This window comes from Ruegeria sp. BJ3 (genome assembly GCF_056535665.1).
On the sequence record NZ_JBQFIT010000001.1, the window covers coordinates 1,842,512 to 1,864,409 of the forward strand.

At 60.1% G+C, this 21,898-nt stretch carries 19 protein-coding genes; 11 read left to right on the forward strand and 8 right to left on the reverse strand.

What is annotated here, in order from left to right:
- Position 1 precedes the first annotated feature (1 nt).
- The 3 genes from ACR3EL_RS09290 to ACR3EL_RS09300 form a co-directional block, all read right to left on the reverse strand.
- Entirely contained in the window at positions 2–1,210 is a 1,209-nt protein-coding gene (locus ACR3EL_RS09290) for an SAM-dependent methyltransferase (protein ID WP_170538386.1), read from the reverse strand.
- Positions 1,211–1,279: 69 nt separating this feature from the next.
- The gene (locus ACR3EL_RS09295) at positions 1,280–2,704 is read right to left on the reverse strand and encodes a cryptochrome/photolyase family protein (protein ID WP_170338941.1); all 1,425 of its coding nucleotides are present in this window, start codon (positions 2,702–2,704) and stop codon (positions 1,280–1,282) included.
- A gap of 45 nt (positions 2,705–2,749) precedes the next feature.
- The gene (locus tag ACR3EL_RS09300) at positions 2,750–3,976 is read right to left on the reverse strand and encodes an aminotransferase class V-fold PLP-dependent enzyme (RefSeq protein WP_093961873.1); all 1,227 of its coding nucleotides are present in this window, start codon (positions 3,974–3,976) and stop codon (positions 2,750–2,752) included.
- A gap of 257 nt (positions 3,977–4,233) precedes the next feature.
- On the opposite strand from ACR3EL_RS09300, the gene ACR3EL_RS09305 reads away from it, so the two are divergent.
- Positions 4,234–4,617, forward strand: coding sequence for a VOC family protein (locus tag ACR3EL_RS09305; RefSeq protein ID WP_480721332.1), 384 nt, complete (start codon positions 4,234–4,236; stop codon positions 4,615–4,617).
- A gap of 51 nt (positions 4,618–4,668) precedes the next feature.
- On the opposite strand, the gene ACR3EL_RS09310 is transcribed toward ACR3EL_RS09305, so the two are convergent.
- Positions 4,669–6,255, reverse strand: coding sequence for a BCCT family transporter (locus ACR3EL_RS09310; protein WP_093961871.1), 1,587 nt, complete (start codon positions 6,253–6,255; stop codon positions 4,669–4,671).
- Between the two features lie 206 nt (positions 6,256–6,461).
- On the reverse strand, positions 6,462–7,214 hold the full coding sequence (pyrH, locus tag ACR3EL_RS09315; RefSeq protein WP_170338945.1) for a UMP kinase: 753 nt from the start codon (positions 7,212–7,214) through the stop codon (positions 6,462–6,464).
- Between the two features lie 98 nt (positions 7,215–7,312).
- Here pyrH and miaA point away from each other — a divergent pair, with 98 nt between their 5' ends.
- The 5 genes from miaA to ACR3EL_RS09340 all read left to right on the forward strand — a co-directional run bounded on the left by miaA (position 7,313) and on the right by ACR3EL_RS09340 (position 15,063).
- A complete protein-coding gene (gene miaA / locus ACR3EL_RS09320) occupies positions 7,313–8,209 on the forward strand; it encodes a tRNA (adenosine(37)-N6)-dimethylallyltransferase MiaA (protein WP_480721336.1) in 897 nt (298 codons plus the stop codon).
- Positions 8,210–8,549: 340 nt separating this feature from the next.
- Positions 8,550–10,220 (forward strand): ABC transporter substrate-binding protein, encoded by a 1,671-nt coding sequence (locus tag ACR3EL_RS09325; RefSeq protein ID WP_170338949.1) that lies wholly within the window; start codon positions 8,550–8,552, stop codon positions 10,218–10,220.
- A 137-nt stretch (positions 10,221–10,357) separates the two neighbouring features.
- A complete protein-coding gene (locus tag ACR3EL_RS09330) occupies positions 10,358–11,404 on the forward strand; it encodes an ABC transporter permease (protein WP_170338951.1) in 1,047 nt (348 codons plus the stop codon).
- Between the two features lie 13 nt (positions 11,405–11,417).
- Complete coding sequence (locus ACR3EL_RS09335; RefSeq protein WP_170338952.1) at positions 11,418–12,881, forward strand: ABC transporter permease; 1,464 nt, start codon at positions 11,418–11,420, stop codon at positions 12,879–12,881.
- Between the two features lie 94 nt (positions 12,882–12,975).
- Positions 12,976–15,063, forward strand: coding sequence for a dipeptide ABC transporter ATP-binding protein (locus ACR3EL_RS09340; protein WP_093961865.1), 2,088 nt, complete (start codon positions 12,976–12,978; stop codon positions 15,061–15,063).
- Positions 15,064–15,113: 50 nt separating this feature from the next.
- Here the strand turns inward: ACR3EL_RS09340 and ACR3EL_RS09345 are convergent, their stop codons facing one another.
- Positions 15,114–15,692: a lytic transglycosylase domain-containing protein gene (locus ACR3EL_RS09345; RefSeq protein WP_093961864.1), complete on the reverse strand. Its 579-nt coding sequence runs from the start codon at positions 15,690–15,692 to the stop codon at positions 15,114–15,116.
- Positions 15,693–15,896: 204 nt separating this feature from the next.
- Here ACR3EL_RS09345 and ssb point away from each other — a divergent pair, with 204 nt between their 5' ends.
- Positions 15,897–16,394, forward strand: a complete 498-nt coding sequence (ssb, locus tag ACR3EL_RS09350) for a single-stranded DNA-binding protein (protein WP_170338954.1) — start codon at positions 15,897–15,899, stop codon at positions 16,392–16,394.
- Between the two features lie 18 nt (positions 16,395–16,412).
- Positions 16,413–17,483 carry a site-2 protease family protein gene (locus ACR3EL_RS09355; RefSeq protein ID WP_170338956.1) on the forward strand — a complete coding sequence of 357 codons (1,071 nt, stop codon included), beginning with the start codon at positions 16,413–16,415 and terminating at the stop codon, positions 17,481–17,483.
- Positions 17,484–17,492: 9 nt separating this feature from the next.
- Here ACR3EL_RS09355 and aroB read toward each other — a convergent pair whose 3' ends face one another.
- A complete protein-coding gene (gene aroB / locus ACR3EL_RS09360; RefSeq protein ID WP_170338959.1) occupies positions 17,493–18,605 on the reverse strand; it encodes a 3-dehydroquinate synthase in 1,113 nt (370 codons plus the stop codon).
- Positions 18,606–19,193 (reverse strand): shikimate kinase, encoded by a 588-nt coding sequence (locus tag ACR3EL_RS09365; RefSeq protein WP_170363624.1) that lies wholly within the window; start codon positions 19,191–19,193, stop codon positions 18,606–18,608. It abuts the gene before it with no gap.
- Between the two features lie 79 nt (positions 19,194–19,272).
- On the opposite strand from ACR3EL_RS09365, the gene ACR3EL_RS09370 reads away from it, so the two are divergent.
- From ACR3EL_RS09370 to ACR3EL_RS09380, 3 genes are read left to right on the forward strand one after another with little or no spacing between them, the layout of a single operon-like run.
- On the forward strand, positions 19,273–19,422 hold the full coding sequence (locus tag ACR3EL_RS09370) for a hypothetical protein (RefSeq protein WP_170338962.1): 150 nt from the start codon (positions 19,273–19,275) through the stop codon (positions 19,420–19,422).
- The gene (locus tag ACR3EL_RS09375) at positions 19,412–20,938 is read left to right on the forward strand and encodes a hypothetical protein (RefSeq protein WP_170338964.1); all 1,527 of its coding nucleotides are present in this window, start codon (positions 19,412–19,414) and stop codon (positions 20,936–20,938) included. The genes ACR3EL_RS09370 and ACR3EL_RS09375 overlap by 11 nt, the downstream gene beginning before the upstream one ends.
- A gap of 2 nt (positions 20,939–20,940) precedes the next feature.
- Complete coding sequence (locus ACR3EL_RS09380) at positions 20,941–21,891, forward strand: site-specific tyrosine recombinase XerD (protein ID WP_170338966.1); 951 nt, start codon at positions 20,941–20,943, stop codon at positions 21,889–21,891.
- The last annotated feature ends 7 nt before the right edge of the window (positions 21,892–21,898 follow it).

Below are 21,898 nucleotides of genomic sequence, written 5' to 3' on the forward strand. Positions count from 1 at the left end.
GTTAGTTGGGTTTTGCTACGGTGATCTGTGTCACATCGCAATTGCCCGTGTCAAAGGCTGCGCCGCAAGCGGTCAAATAATAATTCCACATGCGGCGGAAACGCTCATCAAAGCCCATCGCAGCAACCTGGTCCCATTTGTCGTTGAACGTGTCGTACCAGCGCCGCAGGGTCAGGTCATAGCTTGGGCCGAACTCCTTCGACTTGACCACATCCAGACCGGCCTGCTGGATTTCCTGCCTCAGCACCGTCGGGGCCGGCAACATGCCGCCCGGAAAGATGTATTTCTGGATAAAGTCAACACCGTTCTTGTAGACGTCCCAGCGGCGGTCGGCCACTGTTATGATCTGAAGCGTGGCCCGTGCGCCGGGCTTCAGCCGGTCGCGGACCGTTTGAAAATAAACCGGCCAGTACTTTTGCCCAACAGCTTCGAACATCTCGATCGACGCAATGCCGTCATACTGCCCACGCTCGTCGCGATAGTCCTGCAGCTTGAAGGTTACTCTGTCCGAAAGTCCAGCTTTTTCTATACGTTGCGTCGCATACTTCAACTGTTCCTGACTGATGGTCAGGCCTGTGACCCTGAGGTCTCTTTCCTTGGCGGCGTATTCGGCAAAGCCACCCCAACCGCAGCCAATTTCAAGGATGTGGTCGCCCGGCTTTGCTCCCATCTCGTCGACCAGGCTGGCATATTTGGCCGTCTGAGCCTTTTCCAAACTTTCCTGACCGGTTTCGAACAGCGCGCTGGAGTAGGTCATCGTCTCGTCCAGCCAAAGGCTGTAGAAATCATTGCCCAGATCATAGTGGTACGAAATGTTCTTTTTGGCCTGCTTTCGGTTGTTCCGGTGCAGCCAGAACCGCAGGCGCTCATAGGCCTGAACCAAAAACTTGCCAGTGAAATCATCATAGACCGTCTCGGTGCCCAGATGGACAAGATCCATGAAGGCGCGCAGGTCAGGTGTGCTCCACCCACCCTCAAGGTAGGCGTCGGAAAAGCCGAGCTCGCCTTCACGGATCAGCCGCGCGAATACATCCGGGTCGTGAATATCAACGCGGGCGACAGGTCCGGGCTTGGCGCCTTCGTTGCGAAAAATGCGCCCGTCCGGCAGCGCGATGTCCAGCCGTCCGGACTCCATTCGCTGCAGCATCTTGAAGACCTGCGAAAAATATCTGGGCAGGCTTTTCTGCCCCTCTGTCGTCGTCAGGATCATCCGCTCTCCCCTGTGCGGTGGTCGGAGCAGGCTAGGACGGGATTCCGTTTCTGGCAAGTTTTCAATTCCTTACTGGTGTTTTCGGCCTTCGTAGGCGGCAAGCGCCCGCTGTCGCCCAACCTTCAGATCAACGACCGGATCAGGATAGGCATCCGTCGGAGACAGTCCCCATGACACCGGCACCGCATCGAAATAGGCAAGCGCCGTCTCGGGTGGGTTCTTTTGTCCTTCGGCCAGCCACCGGCGGACATAGGCGCCCGTGGGGTCAAACTTCTCGGCTTGGGTCTGCGGGTTGAAGATACGAAAGAACGGCGAGGCATCCGGCCCCGACCCCGCAACCCACTGCCACCCCATGGCATTCGCTGCCGGATCCCAATCGACCAGACAGTCCGCAAACCAATCCATGCCGATCTTCCAGTGCGTCATCAGGTGCTTGGTCAGGTAGCTGGCGACGATCATTCGGACGCGGTTGTGCATCCGCCCGGTGACATACATCTGCCGTAGGCCCGCATCTATCACCGGTATCCCTGTTCGCGCCATTGTCCAGGCTCGAACTTCGGGGGTGTCGGCGTCTGTGTTCCACGGAAACGCATCCCATTCCGGCTTCCAGTTTGCGCTCAGTAGATGCGGTGTGTGGTACATCAAGTGATATGCGAACTCGCGCCAGACGAGTTGGCGCAAGAAGCCCTCGGCCCCGGACGAGCCGGAAAACCCTGTGCTCTGCACCCGGTGCCAAATGGTTGCCGAGCTGATCTCGCCCAACGAAAGGTACTCGGATAGTCCCGACGTGCCGTCTTCGCCCAGATCGTCCCGTTTTGCAGGATACGCGTCGAGCCGTTCCGTAAATTCGTCCAGCTGCGCAAATGCGGCGGCCTCGCCCGGTTCGACATGAGCCCGCACGACCGCTGCGCCACGACGCATATCCGCGCCAAGGTTCCAGGCCTCAAGCTCGTCCGACTGCGGCCATGATCGGGGTGCCGCGATCCGCGACGGTGCCGACTTGGGAGCATCAACCTCTCTCCCGCGCACAGCCCGCCACATGGGCGTAAAAACACGAAACGGCTGACCCGCCTGTGTGGCGACCGTCCATGGCTCGAACAAAAGATGCCCGGCAAAGGACTTGGCGGTTACGCCCTGCGCGGACAACGCAGCCTTTATCTGAGTGTCACGCCCGATGGATTCGGGATCATAGGCCCGCGACCAATAGACGTCAGTTGCCCCCGTTTCCCGTATCAGGTCTTCAAGCGCGGCCAGCGCCGGGCCGCTTCGCAGGATCAGCTTGCTGCCCTTGCGCTCGAGGCTGTCTGACAATGCGGAAAGGCCGAGGCCCAGCCGCCATTTCGGAGCCGCGCCCAAGTCATCGACCAGCTGATCTCGCAGAAAAACAGGAATCACAGGTCGGCCTGTCTGCGCGGCCGCAGCCAAAGCCGGATGGTCACTCAGGCGCAGATCACGCCGGAACCACAAAATGATTGGTGACTGCTCTTTGTCCATTTCCGCCCCGTTTTCATATATCTACGGGGCGGAACTGTTACCGGATCACAAAACCCGGTCAAATGCTTCAAGCAATTGGTCGATCTCGTTTCGCGAGGTGTAGTGGGTGAAACTGACCCGTAGAACACCTTGCCCCAGATCGACACCCATGGCGGTCAGCGGGCGAACCGCATAGAAGTCACCACCGCCGGCCATGATGCCGTGTTCGGACAGATCAGCCGCCACGCTTTCGGCGTTGCGGTTGACGGCCAAGGCCACGGTCGGAGCCCGTCGTTCGGCATCGGACGGGCCGATCAGGCGCACCGCGTTGCGATCCTTGAGCGCGTCCAGAACCGGCTGCAGAAGCTCAACTTCGTGCGCACGCATCAGGTCGTGGACAAAAGCACCACGCGCAGAAGCCCCCGAGGATGGGCCGCCGTGGTGGTCGCAGAGTTGTTCGACATAGTCGGCCATACCGGCGCTGGCGGCAATCTGAGCATGGTCCGGTCCGGCCGGCGTGAACCGCTTGTACAGCACGTCTCCGTTGAAGAAATGCCCCTGATTGGGCAGCAACTCGCCCAGCGTGCGCCGGATCACCATGCAGCCCTGATGCGGTCCGTAGGTCTTGTAGGCAGAGAACAGATAGATATCCGGCCCAAGGTCCCCCACGTTCGGGAAGCCGTGCGGTGCGTAGGAAACACCATCCACGCAGACAAATGCCCCGGCCGCATGCGCGATCGCAGTGATTTCGGTGACCGGGTTGATCTCGGCGATCACGTTCGAACAGTGGGGAAAGCAGACCAGCCGCACCTTGTCGTCCAGCAGGTTTTCCAGATCGGACGGATTCAGCGAACCGGTTTCCGGGTCGATTTCCCATTCGCGAACCTCGATGCCGTCCTCGGCAAGGCGCCGCCAGGGGCCCGAGTTGGCTTCATGGTCCTGGTTGGTCACTACGATCGCTTCACCCGGCTTCATCCACTGCCGAAATGCCTGCGCCAGCACGTAGGTGTTCTGCGTGGTCGAAGGGCCAAAACTCAGTTCGTCGGTGTCCACGCCCAGCAGGGCCGCCATCCGGGCACGTGCCTCATCCATCTCTTCGCCCGCCAGGCGGCTGGCTTCGTAGGGCGCATATGGCTGAACCTTGCGCTGGGTATAGAAGCGGGTCAGCCGATCCAGAACGGGTTTGCAGGTATAGGAGCCGCCCGCGTTCTCAAAGAATGCCTGCCCTTTCAGGCTGGGTTCGGAAAAAGCCGGAAACTGCGCCCGAACGAAATCGATATCCAGAGTGCCCATCGCACAATCCTTCTGTTGTCATGCCCAATGTTCCGAAATTCCGCCCGCGCATGACACCGGACAACTCCGATACATGGCAGGTCTTCCAGCCAGCCGCGGGTATCGCCGTGGCAGTTCGGCAGCCCGCACGGGGATGACGGGACCAAACGCCGTCAGTTAGCCTGGCCAACCCCGCGCGGTCAAGCCGGGCGTCTGATGCCAGCTTCTGTCATCAGCGCATGCCAAACTCGCGGCACTCAAGACAAGAGAGGTTAAAGATGAGTTATCTTCCAAAGGATTTTCTGGTGTGGGGCGAACTGCCCGTTTCCGACTTGGACAAGGCGGTACAATTCTATGCACACGCCACGGGGGCAGAACTTGCGGTCGACACATCCGGCCCAAACCCCATGGCCATGTTCCGCCCCGCTGACCCGGCAACGGGCGTGGCCTTGCATCTGTACCCGGGAAAGCCAGCAAAAGATGGTACCGGTCCGACCCTTCATCTGGCGGCAGAGGGCACGGCTGAAGAGATCATGGCCAGAGTCAAGGTTGCCGGGGGTCAGGTTATCTCGGATCCGATCCAGATCCCGGCCGGTCGGTTCTTCTATGCGGTCGATCCCGACGGCAATTCGGTCGGCTTCTTCGAAGGCAGTCAGAAATGAAAAGAAAGGCCCCGGTGACGTCACCGGGGCCCTCTGTCAGTGGCGGTACGCTCAGTTGCGTCGACGTTCGTTCATCAGACCGATGAAGATGGACACGCACATCAAAACCAACACGATCGCAAAGGGAAAGCCGGTGGCAATGGCCGCGGCCTGCAATGCGCCGAGCCCACCGCCCAGCAGCAGTACGACCGCGATGGCCCCTTCCAGCACGCACCAAAATACGCGCTGAGCCGTCGGAGCATCGGTCTTGCCGCCAGCCGTGATGGTGTCGATCACCAGCGAACCCGAGTCCGAGCTTGTGACGAAGAACACAACCACCAGAACGATACCGACGAACGACAGCAGACCTGCCATCGGGAAGGCCTCGAACATCTTGAACATCTTCAGTTCCAGCGCCGCATCGGTCAAAGCCTGCCCATTGCCGGACATGACCTGATCCAGAGCAGCTCCGCCGAAAACGCTCATCCAAAGGGCGCCGACCAGCGTCGGGATCAGGATGACACAGGTCACGAACTCGCGGATCGTGCGCCCGCGCGATATACGTGCGATGAACATGCCGACGAACGGCGACCAAGAAATCCACCACGCCCAGTAGAAGGTGGTCCAGCCCTGCATGAAGTTCGTGTCTTCGCGACCGATCCAATTGGACAGGCCCGGCAGCGCGACGACGTATTCGATCATGCTGTCGAAGAACCCGGTCAGGATCACCATGGTCGGCCCCACGATCAAGACCAGCAACAAAAGCAGGGCTGCCAGCACCATGTTGGCCTCGGACAAGCGTTTGACCCCTTTGTCCAGTCCGGCGATCACAGAAATCAGGGCGAAGACCGTGATCAAGCCGATCAACAGCACTTTCATCCCGTCCGTCACCGGAACATCAAACAGATAATTCAAACCGGCCAGCGCCTGTGTCGCCCCCAGGCCAAGCGAGGTCGCCAGGCCGAAGATGGTCGCAAAGACCGCAAGCACATCGATGACATGCCCCAGCGGGCCCCAAGTGGCCTCGCCGAACAGCGGGTAAAAGACCGAACGCATCGTCAAGGGCAGCCCGCGATTGAAGCTGAAGAATGCCAAGGCCAGCGCAACAACCGCATAGATCGCCCAAGGATGCATGCCCCAATGAAAAATCGTGGCTGCCATCGCCAGCTTCCGCGATGCGTCGGGATCCTCCAGCCCGGCGCCCAACGGTGCCCAGTCGGTGCGCAGGCCGTCCTCTCCCACAGCGACACCGCCAAGTGATGCGCCATAGTGCGAGATCGGCTCGGCCACACCCCAGAAAACAAGCCCGATCCCCATGCCAGCGGCGAACAGCATCGAGAACCAACCCGCATAGCTGTAGTCCGGTTTCGCATCGTCGCCGCCCAACCTGATCTTGCCCAGCGGCGTCACGATCAGCAGCAACGAAAACACGACGAAGATGTTGGCCGAAAGCATGAATACCCAGTCGAACCGGTTGGTCAGCGCGGGGCGCAACCAGCCGAAGAAATCAGCAGCCTGCTCGCGGAAAACCAACGAAAAGAAGACGAAGGCGATGATGGTCAGGCCAGACACGGCAAAAACCGGATTGTGAATATCCAGCCCCATGACCTGGATATTGTCCTGGCCGACCTCGTAGTCGGCATCTGAATTGTCGGACATTCTCTCTCCTCTCACTTTAATGCGCTTTTGATCAGGGAAAGATCGCTTTTTCGGTCAGCCGCCAGAGACTTTCCGGCGGGCAAAAGCGACACGCATACCGGTCACACCGAGCATTTTCAGCGGACCGGAAGGCGTTGGGTTACCTAACGTCCGAACCGAGTCGGGCGCCAGGCAAACTAATGTGGGCTGTTCGGTCGGACCTTTGGCTAGCCTTGAACCTTGGTATAGGTCCCCTCGCCTGCCAGAATTCCGCGGAACCCGCCGGGCTCGTCCAGTCCGAATACGATCAGCGGCAGATTGTTGTCGCGCGCCAGAGCGATAGCCGAAGCATCCATGACCTTCAAACGCTTGGCGAGAACGTCGTCATAGGTCACCGAGTCATAGCGGACAGCGTCCGAATGTGCCTTGGGGTCCTTGTCGTAGACGCCGTCGACCCCGTTCTTGCCCATGAAGATGGCCTCGCAGGTCATTTCGTTGGCACGCAACGTCGCTGCGGTATCTGTGGTGAAGTACGGGTTGCCGGTTCCAGCCGCAAAGATGCACACCCGTTTCTTTTCCAAGTGGCGCACAGCGCGGCGGCGAATATAGGGCTCGCACACCTCATCCATGCGGATGGCCGAGATCACCCGGGTGAAGACGCCCAGGCCCTCAAGCGCGGATTGCATGGCCAGCGCGTTCATCACGGTCGCCAACATGCCCATGTAGTCGGCCGTGGTCCGTTCCATCCCTTGGGCCGAACCGGACAGGCCGCGAAAGATATTCCCTCCGCCGATGACCATGCAGATCTCGACCCCGAGATCATGCACCGACTTCACCTCCTGCGCGATGCGCTGGACAGTCGGCGGATGCAGCCCGAATCCCTGATCCCCCATCAGCGCCTCGCCCGAGATTTTCAACATGACGCGTTTGTATGTCGTTTTTGGGGTTTCGGCGGTTGTGTTGGTGGAAGAAAGGCTCATGTTGCGCTCCGGGCTGGCACGGGTTTGTTTTCCGGCGCAAAATGAAGCAAAACCACCGCGGGTTCAATGCGGATGGTCAAGGAACAGGGCAAACACTCATGGCTGAAAACACAGCGCGCAATTTGCTGAACAGTCTGCCGCCCATTCCCGACGATCTGCCGGTCCTTATCATGGGGCCGACCGCATCGGGCAAATCAGCCCTTGCACTGGAGATTGCCGAACACGCGGGCGGGATCATCGTCAATGCGGATGCCAGCCAGGTTTATGACTGCTGGCGCATCATTTCCGCCCGACCCTCGATCGACGAAGAAGCTCGGGCTCCACACGCTCTCTATGGCCATGTCGCTTTTGATCAAGACTATTCGACCGGCCACTGGCTGCGCGAGGTGCGGACTTTTTTGTCAGGGCCGCAGCGTCCGATCATCGTGGGCGGAACAGGTCTCTACTTTTCGACGCTGACGGAAGGTATGGCAGACATCCCGGCAACGCCGCCCGAGTTGCGCAAGACTGCGGACGCGATCCCCCTGCCCGAGCTTCTGGCCGGGATTGATCCAAGGACACGGGACCGGATCGACACGCGCAACCGCGCCCGTGTGCAACGGGCCTGGGAGGTCGAGCAAGCCACGGGCCGGACCCTAGCGGATTGGCAGGACGACACGCCGCCACCGCTGCTGCCATTGGATCAAGCGTTTCCGATCGTCGTGACTCCTGAGCGAGACTGGCTGATCACGCGCATCAATTCGCGCTTTGACCAGATGTTGCGGGCGGGTGCCCTGGACGAAGTTGCGGCGATGCGCGACAGGTACGACCCGAACCTGCCTTCGTGCAAGGCCATCGGGGTACCTGAATTGATGGCCCACATCGAGGGGCGAATGACCTTGGCCGATGCCCGCGAAAGAGCAACGATTGCGACACGCCAATACGCCAAACGCCAGCGCACGTGGTGCCGTGCCCGGATGAAGCAATGGCATAACGTCGATCCGAGCCAAGGCTGAGTGAATCACTGACATCTCACCAAAACCTCGTCCGAAGTCATTTATTTTCAGCCACATAAGGGGTTTTCGGCCGAAACCCTTCGGAAAAGGGAATCACAAGTTCCAGAATCAGACTTGCCGATAGCAGCCCCGGCGGCCACGGCTCAGGTTTCTCTGCAAATGTCGTTTTTGTGCACTTGATGACGATTTCGAACATTGACCTAAATTGGAATCTGGTGCCGAATGAACCCATGGGGATGCACAGAATTCAAATAACCACATCCAAAATGACCTTGCTCGGCGCTGTCTGGCTTCGACGGGGACCAACAAATACCCATAATAATCTCACAGGGAGACATCCATGAAAACCAAGACTTTGACCGGAGCACCGATGCACTGGGCTGCCGAAATGCACGCCCAGGAATATCGGGACGGCAAGCTGAGCCGCCGCGAGTTTCTGACGCGCACGACCAGCCTTGGTGTCACTGCAGCGGCCGCCTACGGCATGGTCGGCCTGACCGCACCCGCCAAGGCGGCGGGCGAAGACGCCAAGAAAGAAGGTGGCACCCTGCGCGTTCAGCAGGAAGTTCGCGCGCTGAAGGATCCGCGCACCTATGACTGGTCGCAGATCGCCAACGTCACCCGTGGCACGCTGGAATACCTGGTCGAGTACAACTCGGACGGCACATTCCGCGGCATGCTGCTGGAGGGCTGGGAAGTCAACGACGATGCGACCGTCTACACGCTGAAGGTCCGTCAGGGCGTCAAGTGGAACAACGGCGACGATTTCACTGCCGAAGACGTGGCACGCAACATCGCGCGCTGGTGCGACAAGAGCTCGGAAACGAACTCGATGGCGGGCCGTTTCGCTACGCTGGTCGACGCAGACACCGGCCAGGCAATCGAAGGCGCGATCGAGGTTGTGGACTCGCACACCGTCAAGCTGAACCTGCCGAACTCGGACATCTCGTTGATCCCGGGCATGGCAGACTATCCGGCCGCGATCATCCACAGCTCGTTCAGCGAAACGGACCTGACAAACAATGTCGGCACGGGCCCCTACCTGATCGAAGAGCTGGAAGTGGGTGTGAAAGCCGCGCTTGTGCGCAACGAAAACCACACCTGGTGGGGCGAAGCCGTATTCGGTCGTCCGGCGCTGGACCGCATTGAGTACATCGACTACGGCACCGATCCGTCGGCATGGCTGGCGGCTCTGGAATCGGACGAAGTCGACATGCTGTATGAATCGGTTGGTGAATTCATCGACGTGATGGACAGCCTGGGCTACGTGAAGTCCGAGGTTGTCACGATGAACACGATCGTGGTCCGCCCGAACCAGCTTGCGGAAGTGGACGGCAAGAAGGTCTATGCCGACAAACGTGTGCGTCAGGCGCTGCAGATGGCCGTGGACAACTCGGTCTGCCTCGAACTTGGCTACGGTGGTCGCGGCTCTCCTGCGGAAAACCACCACGTTGGTCCGATCCACCCGGATTACTACGAACTGCCGCCGCAGAAAGTTGACCCGGAAGGCGCTCGCAAGCTGATGGAAGAGGCCGGTATGGCCGATTTCGAGCACGAGCTGATCTCGATCGACGATGACTGGCGCCGCAACACCACCGATGCCGTGGCAGCCCAGCTGCGCGACGCGGGCATCAAGGTCAAGCGGACGGTTCTGCCAGGCAACACGTTCTGGAACGACTGGGCGAAATACCCCTACAGCTCGACCAACTGGAACCATCGTCCGCTGGGCGTTCAGATCTGGGCACTGGCCTACCGCACCGGCGAGGCCTGGAACGAATTCGGCTGGTCCAATGCCGAGTTTGACGCCCTTCTGACCGAAGCTCTGGCCATTGCCGATGCCGACAAGCGCCGCGAAATCGTGGCCAAGGGCGAAGCAATGATCCAGGAAGAAGGCGTCACCATCCAGCCCTATTGGCGGTCGCTGTACCGTCACATGAAGGACGGTCTGGTCGGAACCGACATGCATGTGTCGTTCGAACACCATCACTACAAATGGGGTTGGGCGGCCTGATCCCGACCTGAACCTTTCAAGGGGCGCCCGAATGCGGGCGCCCCTTTCCAGCCGCAGACACACCGACGCGGGGTCGGACGTCCGAGGCCAGAAAATGGTCCACTGATCTGCGGAGAACCCGAACAACAGGGGCCAACATGGGACTCTTCATCCTTCGACGATTGGGCGTGATGCTGTTGACGGCACTCTGCCTGACCTTCGTTGTCTTCTTCCTGACCAACCTCTATCCAAACCTGGAAAAACTGGCCAAGACGCAGGGCAACCAGCGTATGTCCGATGAACAGGTCGTCACCTGGCTTGAGAACCGCGGATACATGCAGCCCACGCTGGTCAAGTACGGCCAATGGCTTGGGGTGGTGCCCGGTTTCACCAACACGCTACCGGATGGTCAGTTCGTGGGAAGTTGCACCCGTCCCGGCTCTACTTCGGAAACGACACCGCGCTACTGCGGCGTTCTTCAGGGCGACTGGGGCTATTCAACCGTCTTCAAGGACGAAGTCGGAACGATCGTCAGCAAGCGTCTGGGCAACACCGGCTACCTGATGTTCTGGGTGCTGGTGCTGATGATCCCGACCGCCCTATTGGTTGGTGTGCTAGCCGGCATGCGCGAGGGGTCTGCCCTGGACCGGTCCCTTTCCACGTTTTCGATCATCACGACGGCCACGCCGGAATACGTGTCGGGCGTGATCTTCATCGCCATCTTCACCTCTTCAACCGTGGGTCTGAAATGGTTCAAGGGCACCGCCACACAGGCCATGGAGAACCCGACCTTCGAGAATTTCTTCCTGCCGGTCCTGACCATTGCCCTTTACGGCATGGGCTACATTGCACGGATGACCCGAGCCTCGATGACCGAAGTGATGACCGCGCAATACATCCGGACTGCGCGCCTGAAGGGTGTGTCCTTCGGGAATATCGTTCTGAAGCACGCCCTACGCAACGCGCTGATCGCGCCCTTCACCGTTATCATGCTGCAGTTTCCCTGGTTGCTGAACGGCGTCGTGATCGTCGAGACCCTGTTCAACTACAAGGGTTTCGGTTGGGCACTGGTGCAGGCCGCGGGGAACAACGACATCCAGCTTCTGCTGGCGATCTCGGTCGTGTCGGTCTTTGTGGTGCTCGTGACGCAGCTGATCTCGGATATCGGCTATGTCTACCTCAACCCGCGCATCCGCATTTCATAAGGGAGGATAGACCATGGAACCTCTGAGCTGGACTGGCTCTATCGCCTTTCTGAACCCGATCATGATGATCGCCCTGGCTGCGCTGGTCGTATCCGTCGTTGTCTGGATCCTGGCAAGCATTCTGCTGCCCGAGACGCAAGTCAGCGTGAATGCGGATGGCACCGTCAGTTCGGGCGGCGGCCTCAGGAACCTGACGCAATCCGCGCTGTGGTATTCTTTCCTGGCCAGCATCGCGACGGTGGTCGCCTACCTGCTGCTGGGAATACTCTTGGGCACTGGGGCCGGGATTATCGGCGCGATCTCGCAGCAATTTCTGCCGGTCTGGCTGTCGCTGATCATTCTTTTCGCGATGTCGGTTGCCTTCAAACGGCGCCTTGGCCTGTACGGCAAGCTTTTCGACAGCCCGATCGGCATGATCGGTTTTGGACTGGTCATGTTCTGGGTTTTCACCGGCATCTTCGGGGCTTTGGACCTGATCGTGACACATGATCCGTTGGTCCAGGTTTCCGGCATGAAGAACAAGGTGCCCGGCACCCCCCTGCCCAATGCCGAGGACGGTGAGTTCGCCTGGTACCTGCTGGGCGGCGACAACCTTGCCCGCGACGTATTCAGCCGCATGGTCAAGGGGGCGTGGATCGTCGTACAGATTGCTCCGCTGGCCACGATGTTTGCCTTCATGGTCGGGATCACGCTGGGCTTGCCCGCCGGGTATTATGGCGGGCGGCTGGACACGTTTCTGTCGTTCCTCGCCAATCTGATCCTGGCGTTCCCGGTCATCCTGCTGTTCTACCTGCTGGTCACACCGGAAATCGTCGCGACCGGCGTGCCGAACTATATGGCCGCAGTCCTGTTCGTGTTCCCGATCCTCTTCATCGGTGTCCTTCTGAATTCGCGCTACTACACCCGGCCGAAATTCCGTACGCCGCTGCTGATCGGCGTCTTGGGTATCGCGATCTGGCTGTACCTGTCGCTGATCTCGACCGGGGGATACGTCATCCGCACGGACGACTACAGCATCTGGGGTCTGCCGACCTATCTGGATCTGTTCGACATTCCTGGCGGCATCCTGGTCGTGTTCGTTTCGGTTGTCTTCGTCAACTCGCCCACGGTGTTCCGCATCGTGCGCGGCTTGGCCATGGACATCAAGACACGCGATTACGTGGCCGCGGCGCAGACGCGCGGCGAAGGCCCCTGGTACATCATGCTTTGGGAAATCCTGCCCAACGCCCGCGGGCCGCTGATCGTCGATTTCTGCCTGCGCATCGGCTACACGACCATCCTCTTGGGGACCTTGGGGTTCTTTGGACTGGGCCTGCCGCCGGAAAGCCCGGATTGGGGGTCCACGATCAACGAAGGACGCAAGCTGCTGTCGATCTACCTGCACCCTGCACTGCCGCCGGCACTGGCGCTGTTGTCACTGGTTCTGGGATTGAACCTGCTGGCGGATGGCCTGCGAGAAGAAAGCCTGAAGGACTGATGTGAAAGCGGCCGGGGGACTGCCCCCGGCCCCCACCAGGATATTTTTAGCCAGATGAAGGGGATCCCCCGAGTGCTGGCGAGGAGCAAGCAAGATGAACAAACTGGCGGATTACGACGGGCCGATCCTCGAAATCGACAAGCTCTCGATTTCGTTCTTTACCCGCTTGCGGGAAATACCGGCCGTTATGGATTTTTCGGTCAGTGTGCAGCCCGGCGAGGCTGTCGGGTTGGTCGGTGAATCCGGCTGCGGCAAGTCGACGGTCGCCTTGGGTGTCATGCAGGACCTTGGCAAGAATGGTCGGATCGTTGGCGGCTCGATCAAATTCAAGGGCCGTGACCTTAGCGAGATGAGCAAGGAAGAACTTCGGGATATTCGCGGCAATGAGATCGCGATGATCTATCAAGAGCCGATGGCTTCTTTGAACCCGGCGATGAAGATCGGCAAACAGCTGATGGAAGTGCCGATGATCCACGAAGGGGTCAGCAAAGAAGAGGCCTATGCCCGTGCTCTGGAAGTGGTGACGGATGTGCGCCTGCCGGACCCCGAGCGGATGCTGAACAGCTTTCCGCATCAGCTGTCCGGTGGCCAGCAGCAGCGCATCGTGATCGCGATGGCCCTGATGTCCAAGCCGTCGCTTCTGATCCTGGACGAACCGACAACCGCGCTGGACGTGACGGTCGAGGCCGCCGTGGTGGAACTGGTCAAGGATCTGGGCAAGAAATACGGCACATCAATGCTGTTCATTTCGCACAACCTCGGCCTGGTTCTAGAGACATGTGACCGTTTGTGCGTGATGTATTCCGGCGAGGCGGTCGAACGTGGCTCGATCCACGATGTCTTTGACGAGATGCAGCACCCCTACACTCAGGCGCTGTTCCGCTCGATCCCCCTGCCCGGCGCGGACAAGAATTCGCGCCCGCTGGTTGCTATCCCCGGCAACTTCCCGTTGCCGCACGAACGCCCACCGGGCTGCAATTTCGGCCCGCGATGCGACTATTTCGAGGAAGGGCGTTGTGACGCGCAGGACATTCAGATGTTCCCGGTCCCCGGCAATGACCGCCACCATACGCGCTGCTTGAAGTTCCAGGAAATCGACTGGAACGCACCCATCACGGTTGCCGAGCAAAAAGAAAAAGCGCCGATCGGCAAGACCGTTCTGAAGATGGACAACCTCAAGAAATATTACGAGGTGGCCGCAAACGCCCTGTTCGGTGGGGGCGAGAAGAAAGTGGTCAAGGCCAACGAAACCCTCAGCTTCGACGCACATGAATCGGAAACGCTGGCCATCGTTGGCGAGTCCGGCTGCGGCAAATCCACGTTTGCCAAGGTCCTCATGGGATTGGAGACGGCGACCGACGGGCAGATCCTGCTGGACAACCGCAATATCGAGCATTTGCCGATCGAAGAACGGGATGCCAAGACCGTCGGCGAAGTCCAGATGGTGTTCCAGAACCCGTTCGATACGCTGAACCCGTCGATGACGGTCGGACGTCAGATCATCCGCGCGCTGGAGATCTTCGGCGTCGGAAACTCGGAGGCCGAACGCAAGCAACGGATGCTCGAGTTGCTGGACCTGGTGAAGCTGCCGCGCGCGTTTGCCGACCGTATGCCGCGCCAACTGTCAGGCGGCCAGAAACAGCGCGTCGGGATAGCCCGTGCCTTTGCCGGGGACGCCCGGATCGTCGTCGCGGACGAGCCGGTCTCGGCATTGGATGTGTCGGTGCAGGCAGCCGTGACCGATCTGTTGATGGAGATCCAGCGCGAACACAAGACGACACTGCTTTTCATCAGCCACGACCTGTCGATCGTACGCTACCTCAGCGACCGCGTCATGGTTATGTATCTGGGCCACGTGGTCGAGTTGGGCACGACCGATCAAGTCTTCTCGCCGCCCTATCACCCCTATACCGAGGCACTGCTGAGCGCGGTTCCAATCGCCGATACCTCGGTCGAAAAGAAACACATTGTCCTTGAAGGCGACATTCCTTCGGCGATGAACCCGCCGCCCGGATGTCCGTTCCAAACCCGGTGTCGTTGGAAGTCCGAAGTTGCGGGCGGATTGTGCGAAAAAGAGGTTCCGCCGGTCCAGACGCTGGCTGACGGACACCAGGTCAAGTGTCATCTGTCCACGGAGACACTGGCCAAGATGGAGCCTGTCATCAAAATAGCAGCCGAGTAAGCGCCCAAAGAAAAACCGGCCCTGGGCCGGTTTTTTGTGCGGCTTTGGTATCAGCCGCCCCAGATGACTTTGACGTAATTCTGTGTCTCGGCATAGGGCGGCACGCCGCCATGTTTTTCCACCGCTTGCGGACCCGCGTTGTAGGCTGCCAGCGCCAGGCGCCAGGACTTGAATTTACGGTATTGCCACGAAAGATACCGCGCACCGCCTTCAAGGTTTTGCTTCGGGTCATGCGGGTTCACGTTCAGCAGTCTGGCGGTTTGCGGCATCAGCTGCGCGAGGCCCAAAGCGCCCTTATGCGACTTGGCGTGAGGGTTCCAACCGCTTTCCTGTTGCACCAGACGCAGGAACAGTTCTTCCGGGACATTGTGCTTGCGCGCTGCTTGGCGCGCCATGGCAAGGTACTCACCACGGTACTTGCCGGAATAGCGCTTTTTGAAACTGCCGTCCGGTGTCTTCGGTTTCAGCCGTTCAGAGTCGCGATACTGGCTGGCGGCCCGCGTGTCCAGAATCTTGGCCTGCTTCAAAAAGATATCTTTGCGATTCTTGGTCGACAGGACATCCGCGCTCAGCGGCGTCGACGCCAGAACGAGGCATGCAATTGAAAAACCACTTAACAGACAACGCATTCAAGCAATCCCGCTCGTTCAGCACTCATTCGGATTATAGGTATTTCAGGCAGAAATGAAAGCTTGGTTAAGGAAACACTGATTTTCCGGGTGGCATTCCGGGCATCAACCGTGTTCCAACCCGGGCGCAGGACGTATAGGGTTTCAGGTGAACTCAGCGTCAGATTCGGGCGCCATCAAGCTAGTCAAAAAACGGGGAAATCCATGGCAGGTTCAGTCAACAAAGTCATTCTGGTCGGCAATCTCGGGCGCGATCCCGAAGTGCGGTCGTTTCAGAACGGTGGCAAGGTCTGCAACCTACGGATCGCGACCTCGGAGAACTGGAAAGACCGCAATACCGGTGAACGCCGCGAACGGACCGAGTGGCACACAGTCGCTATTTTTTCCGAACCGCTCGTCCGCATCGCCGAGCAGTATTTGCGCAAAGGGTCAAAGGTCTACATCGAAGGCCAACTGGAAACGCGCAAGTGGCAGGATCAGTCCGGACAGGATCGCTATTCCACCGAAGTCGTTCTGCGCCCTTACCGCGGTGAACTGACCCTGTTGGACAGTCGCAACGAGGGCGGCGGATACGGTGGCGGCCAAAGCAGCGGTTACGGAGGCGGACAGGACAGCGGCGGATACTCCGAGCCCTACGCCGCGCAGTCCAGCGCACCGGCACCGGCATCAGGCGGCATCGACGACGACGAAATCCCGTTCTAAGCTACAGCGAGGCACGTCATGACATGGTCCTTCGCCGTCGGCCGATTGCTCGGATCGGAACTGAGGGTCCATGTCACCTTCTTTCTGCTGCTGGCCTGGGTCGGCTTTGCCGCCTACTCTGACGGTGGGTGGCCAGCAGCCATCGACAACATCGTTTTTGTTCTGGCGTTGTTTGCCTGCGTGGTTGCCCATGAGTTCGGTCATGCGCTGATGGCCCGCAGGTATGGCATTCGCACTCCTGACATCACTCTGCTGCCCATCGGCGGCTTGGCCCGCCTGGAGAGGATGCCGGAAAAGCCGATGCAAGAAGTTGCCGTCGCATTAGCTGGTCCAGCGGTCAACGTCGTCCTCTGGGGCATTCTGGTCCTTCTGGGCGCGGGAATGCAGGTTGAAACGCTGGCGCAAATCGACTCGACCCGCGTCGACCTGCTGAGCCGGCTGGCCTACGTGAATCTGTTCCTCGCGGTGTTCAACCTGATCCCCGCGTTTCCGATGGACGGCGGCCGCGTGTTCCGCGCCCTGCTCTGCCTGAAGATGGACAGAGTAAAGGCCACACGGGCAGCTGCCTTTGCGGGCCAGGCCGTGGCCGTCGGGTTCGGGTTTCTGGGGCTCAGCACCGGTAACCCGATCCTGGTTCTGATCGCGGTTTTCGTCTTCATCGCGGCAAATGCAGAAAGTCAGGATGTAGCAATGCGGTCGGTGGCGCGCCGCGTGCTGGCCCGCGACGCGATGATTACCGAATTCCACGCGCTGACCCCCCAAGACACGTTGGCAACGGCGGCCCAGGCCGTGATCCAGACAACGCAGCACGAGTTCCCGGTTTTGGGCGCAGACGGGCAGCTGTTGGGCTTTGTGACCCGCAATCGGCTGTTTGCCGCGCTAGCTGGCGATCACCCCCGGTCGGAACCCGCGACCTCGGTCATGGAAGAGCAAATCCCCCGGGTGGCCCTGACCAGTGGGCTCGAAGCCGTTTTGGATGGTCTCCATGGTGGCGCACCGGCCGTGGCGGTCTGCACCAAGACCGGTCAGATGGTCGGATACATCACCCGCGAAAACATTGGCGAATTGATGGTGATACGGGGCCGCTGACTCCGCTTATCAGCACGTTGCCAAGGCATCCTGCAGCACAGACAGAACGGCATCGCGTGGCACATCCGACGTGACGAAGGCCTGCCCGATCCCGCGCGCCAGGATAAAGCGCAGCTGGCCGTCAACGACCTTCTTGTCCTGAGCCATAAGGTCGACCAGATCTTCGGCGCCCGGCAGATCTCCGGGAATGTCAGACAGATCGGTCTTCATGCCCATCGCCTTCAGGTGCGCGCGGACGCGGCTCGGGTCTTCTTGGGAACACAGACCCATGCGGGCCGACAGCTCGAACGCCAGGGCACAGCCAATGGCAACACCCTCGCCATGCAGCAGCCGGTCGGAATAGCCCGTCGCCGCCTCAAGCGCGTGGCAGAACGTATGCCCGAGGTTCAACAGCGCCCGGTCGCCTTGTTCGGTCTCGTCACGGGCCACGATGTCGGCCTTCATCTGAACCGAACGGGTGACCGCCTGAACCCGGGTCGCCATGTCCCCGGCCGACAGCGCGGGGCCGTTGCGCTCCAACCATTCGAAGAAATCAGCATCCCCCAGAAGGCCATATTTTACGACTTCACCGTATCCCGCCAGAAAATCACGCGCCGTCAGCGTGCCAAGCACTGAGGTGTCAGCCAGAACCAACGAAGGTTGATGAAACGCACCGATCAGGTTTTTGCCTTGCGGAGCATTGATACCGGTTTTGCCCCCCACGGAACTGTCGACCTGCGCCAGAAGCGAGGTTGGGATCTGCACAAAGCGCACACCGCGACGCAGCACTGCGGCGGCAAAGCCCCCCAGATCTCCGATTACTCCACCGCCGAAGGCTACGACGATATCGCGCCGTTCGATCTTTTCGGCCAGCAGCCATTCGACGGCGCGCTCGAAATGCGGCCAGCTTTTGGTCGCCTCACCTGCGGGCAGAGCCAATGCGGTCATTTCCACCCCGGCGGACGCCAGGCCGCTGCGCAAAGCATCCAAATGCAAACCGGCCACGGTTTCATCGGTCAGAACCGCGACACGCGGACGGTGCAGCATGGGTTTGATCCGCGCACCGGCCTGAGCCAACAGGTCCGGCCCGATTTCCACGTCATAGGACCGCTCGGCCAGATCAACGTTAACTGTCTGATGCATCTATTTGACTTCCAATACATCCGGGCGCGTCATCAGCTTTTCCAAAACCCGGTCAACCATATCCTCGATCGCGGTGTCGCCGTCCGAATTCACCACCAGATCGGCCTGTGCGTACAACGGCACGCGGGCCTCGTACAGGTCACGCAGCGTTGCATACGGATCAGGCGTACGCAGCAAGGGTCGCGTGTCTTTGTGGCGCACCCGGTTCCACAACACATCCAGATCCGCGCACAGCCATACGGAAACCCCACGGTCCGAGATCATCGTCCGGTTTTCTTCGCTCAGAAAAGCGCCACCGCCGGTCGACAGGATACCCTTTTTCTCGTCCAGCAGACGGCCGATGACCTGGCTTTCTTTGGTGCGAAAGAACGGCTCGCCGTCCCGTTCAAAGATCTCGGGGATGGTCATGTTGGCAGCCGATTCGATCTCGCTGTCACTGTCGAGGAATGGAACACCAAGGCGCGCGGCCAGAGCGCGCCCCACGGCCGTCTTGCCAGCGCCCATCATGCCGACCAAAACCACCGTTTTGTGCAGGTCAAAGACCTGCCGTTGTCCGGCCGGCGCCACGTTATGCTTAATTTCGCTCATTTCCCTGTGAATGACGTGATCTTGGGAAAAATGCCAGTTATAACTTGGCCAAAATCGAAAATTGAGGCAGCGTTGAGCCATGGGCCGTCTGATCAAATTCCTGTTGTACCTAATTTGCCTGCTTTTCATCGGCTTGGTGGCCTATGCGTATCTTGGCCCATTCTTCGGCGCCGATTTCTCGGCCCCGCAAAGCGAAATCAGCGAACCGGTAATTCTGGATGTCAACTAGGGCCGTCGTGCTGGCGCTTGCACTGACCGGCCAAGCCGCCGCACAAACCGAACAGCCGCTATCCGCGATCGACTGGCTGGAGACGGCCCCTGACCTGTTGCCGGGGACCGTATTGCTCGAGCCGCCGGTTACCGATACGGGCCTGCAGCCCGACATCCAGGTGTCTCCGCTCGAGGCGCTGTCGCCGCCGTTGGGATTGGTGGATGGGTCAGCGACCGGTCTGCCGGTTGATCTGTGGCTGCCCAGCGATCCGGCCCGGCTGGCCGAACTCATCGCGCGCGTGCCGGTCAAATCGAACCCTGCCATGCAGCGGCTGTTGTTCACACTTTTGCTGACCGAGGCCCGAGCGCCGGCAAATTCAAATGAGCCAGACGAGCTCCTTCTGGCGCGGCTGGATCGCCTGATGCAGCTGGGTGCCGCCGATCCGACGCAATCCTTGGTGCAGCTTGCCGGCCCCACCGATACGCCTGAGCGGTTCAAACGATGGTTTGACGCAACTCTGCTGACCGGCGACGAAGACCGCAGCTGCACTGCGCTGATCGCGCAACCGCATTTGTCGAGGGATTATTCCGCGCAGGTCTTCTGCAAGGCCCGCAGAGGTGACTGGGCTTCGGCCGCACTGACGCTCGAAGCGGCGCACGCGCTCGAATTACTGCCGCCCGAGCAACTCGATCTGCTGGATCGCTTCCTAAGCCCCGAGATGTTCGAAGGCGCCGCATATCTGCCGCAGCCCGAAGACCCTGACCCGCTGACGTTTCGCCTGTTCGAAGCGATCGGCGAGCGACTTCCGACCGCCTCGTTGCCGCGGGCCTTTGCCAATGCCGACCTGCGCGATGTTGCCGGTTGGAAGGCCCAGATCGAAGCGGCCGAGCGCCTGACCCGCATAGGCGCGCTTACGCCGAACCATCTGCTGGGCCTTTATACCGAGCGCACGCCTGCGGCTTCGGGCGCGGTCTGGGATCGCGTCTCGGCGGTTCAGCGTTTCGAAACGGCGCTGGAGACCGGAAGCCCCGAAGCGATTTCCAAGACCCTGCCGAAAGTCTGGGCAGAAATGGGTTCGGTCGGGCTCGAAGTGCCCTTTGCCGAACTGTTCGCCGAGCGCCTGATGTCGATCAAGCTGTCCGACCCGACCACCGAGAACCTGCGCTGGCGCATCCTGCTGTTGTCCGAGCTGTACGAGGATGCCGCACGATCTGTCCCCGACGGACCCGAGGCCAATGCCTTTCTGGCTGCTTTGGCATCGGGCCAACCCGAGCGTTCGAACTCGCTCTCACCGATGGCTGACGCCATCGCCGAAGGGTTTGCATGGTCGGCACCGATCCCGTCCGATATCCGCGCGATGTTGGAAGCAAACCGTCTGGGTGAGGCAATTCTTGAGGCCATGCAGATGTTCGCGCATGGCGCGCGCGGCAATCTGGTTGACTTGACTGCGGCCATCGCGGTGTTCCGACACGTCGGCCTGGAAGACACGGCGCGCCGCGCCGCCTTGCAGTTGCTTGTTTTGAAGGGGGCCTGACAGTGTCCGCTCCGGCGACACAAGACTTGTGGATTTCCGCGTTTCTCGAGGCGCAGGCCGCAGAACTTGGGGCCGCAACCAACACTTTGCTGGCCTATGGGCGAGACTTGAAGGACTTTGCCGCGTGGCTCGACCGGCGACATGCCGGGTTCGAAGCCGCCGACCAAGATATGATCGAGGCCTACCTGATTGACTGTGACGCACAAGGCCTTTCGCGCGCGACCCGCGCCCGCCGCCTCTCCGCCATCAAGCAATTGTATCGTTTCGCGTTTGAAGAAGGCTGGCGCTCGACCAATCCGGCCATCCAGATCAAAGGCCCGGGACGCCAGAAAAGGCTGCCCAAAACGCTGGACGTGGCCGAAGTCGACCGCCTGCTTGAGGCGGCCAGGCAAACAGGGCGCAGTACGGCAGACAAGGTGCGCAACACTTGCCTGATGGAAATTCTGTATGCGACCGGGATGCGTGTGACCGAGCTTGTTTCCCTACCGGTATCATCCGCCCGCGGCGACCCACGTATGCTGCTGGTTCTCGGCAAAGGTGGAAAGGAGCGCATGGTGCCCTTGTCACCGCCTGCGCGCGATGCTTTGGCGGCATGGCTGACCATCCGGGACGAAGCCGAAGATGCAGCCGCCGCCAATGGAGGCCAGCGGTCCCGGTTCCTGTTTCCTTCGCGTGGAAAATCAGGGCACCTGACCCGGCATCGGTTCTTTGCACTGATAAAGGAACTGGCCGTGCAAGGTGGTGTTTCTCCCGACAAAGTCACGCCACACACGCTGCGCCATGCCTTTGCGACGCATCTTTTGGCCAATGGGGCCGATTTGCGTTCGATCCAGACCCTGCTTGGTCACGCCGACGTCGCGACGACCGAAATCTATACGCATGTCCTGGACGAGCGCCTGTCGGAGCTGGTGTTGCAGCATCACCCGCTTGCCAAGGATGACGGTCGAGACTAGGGCCAAA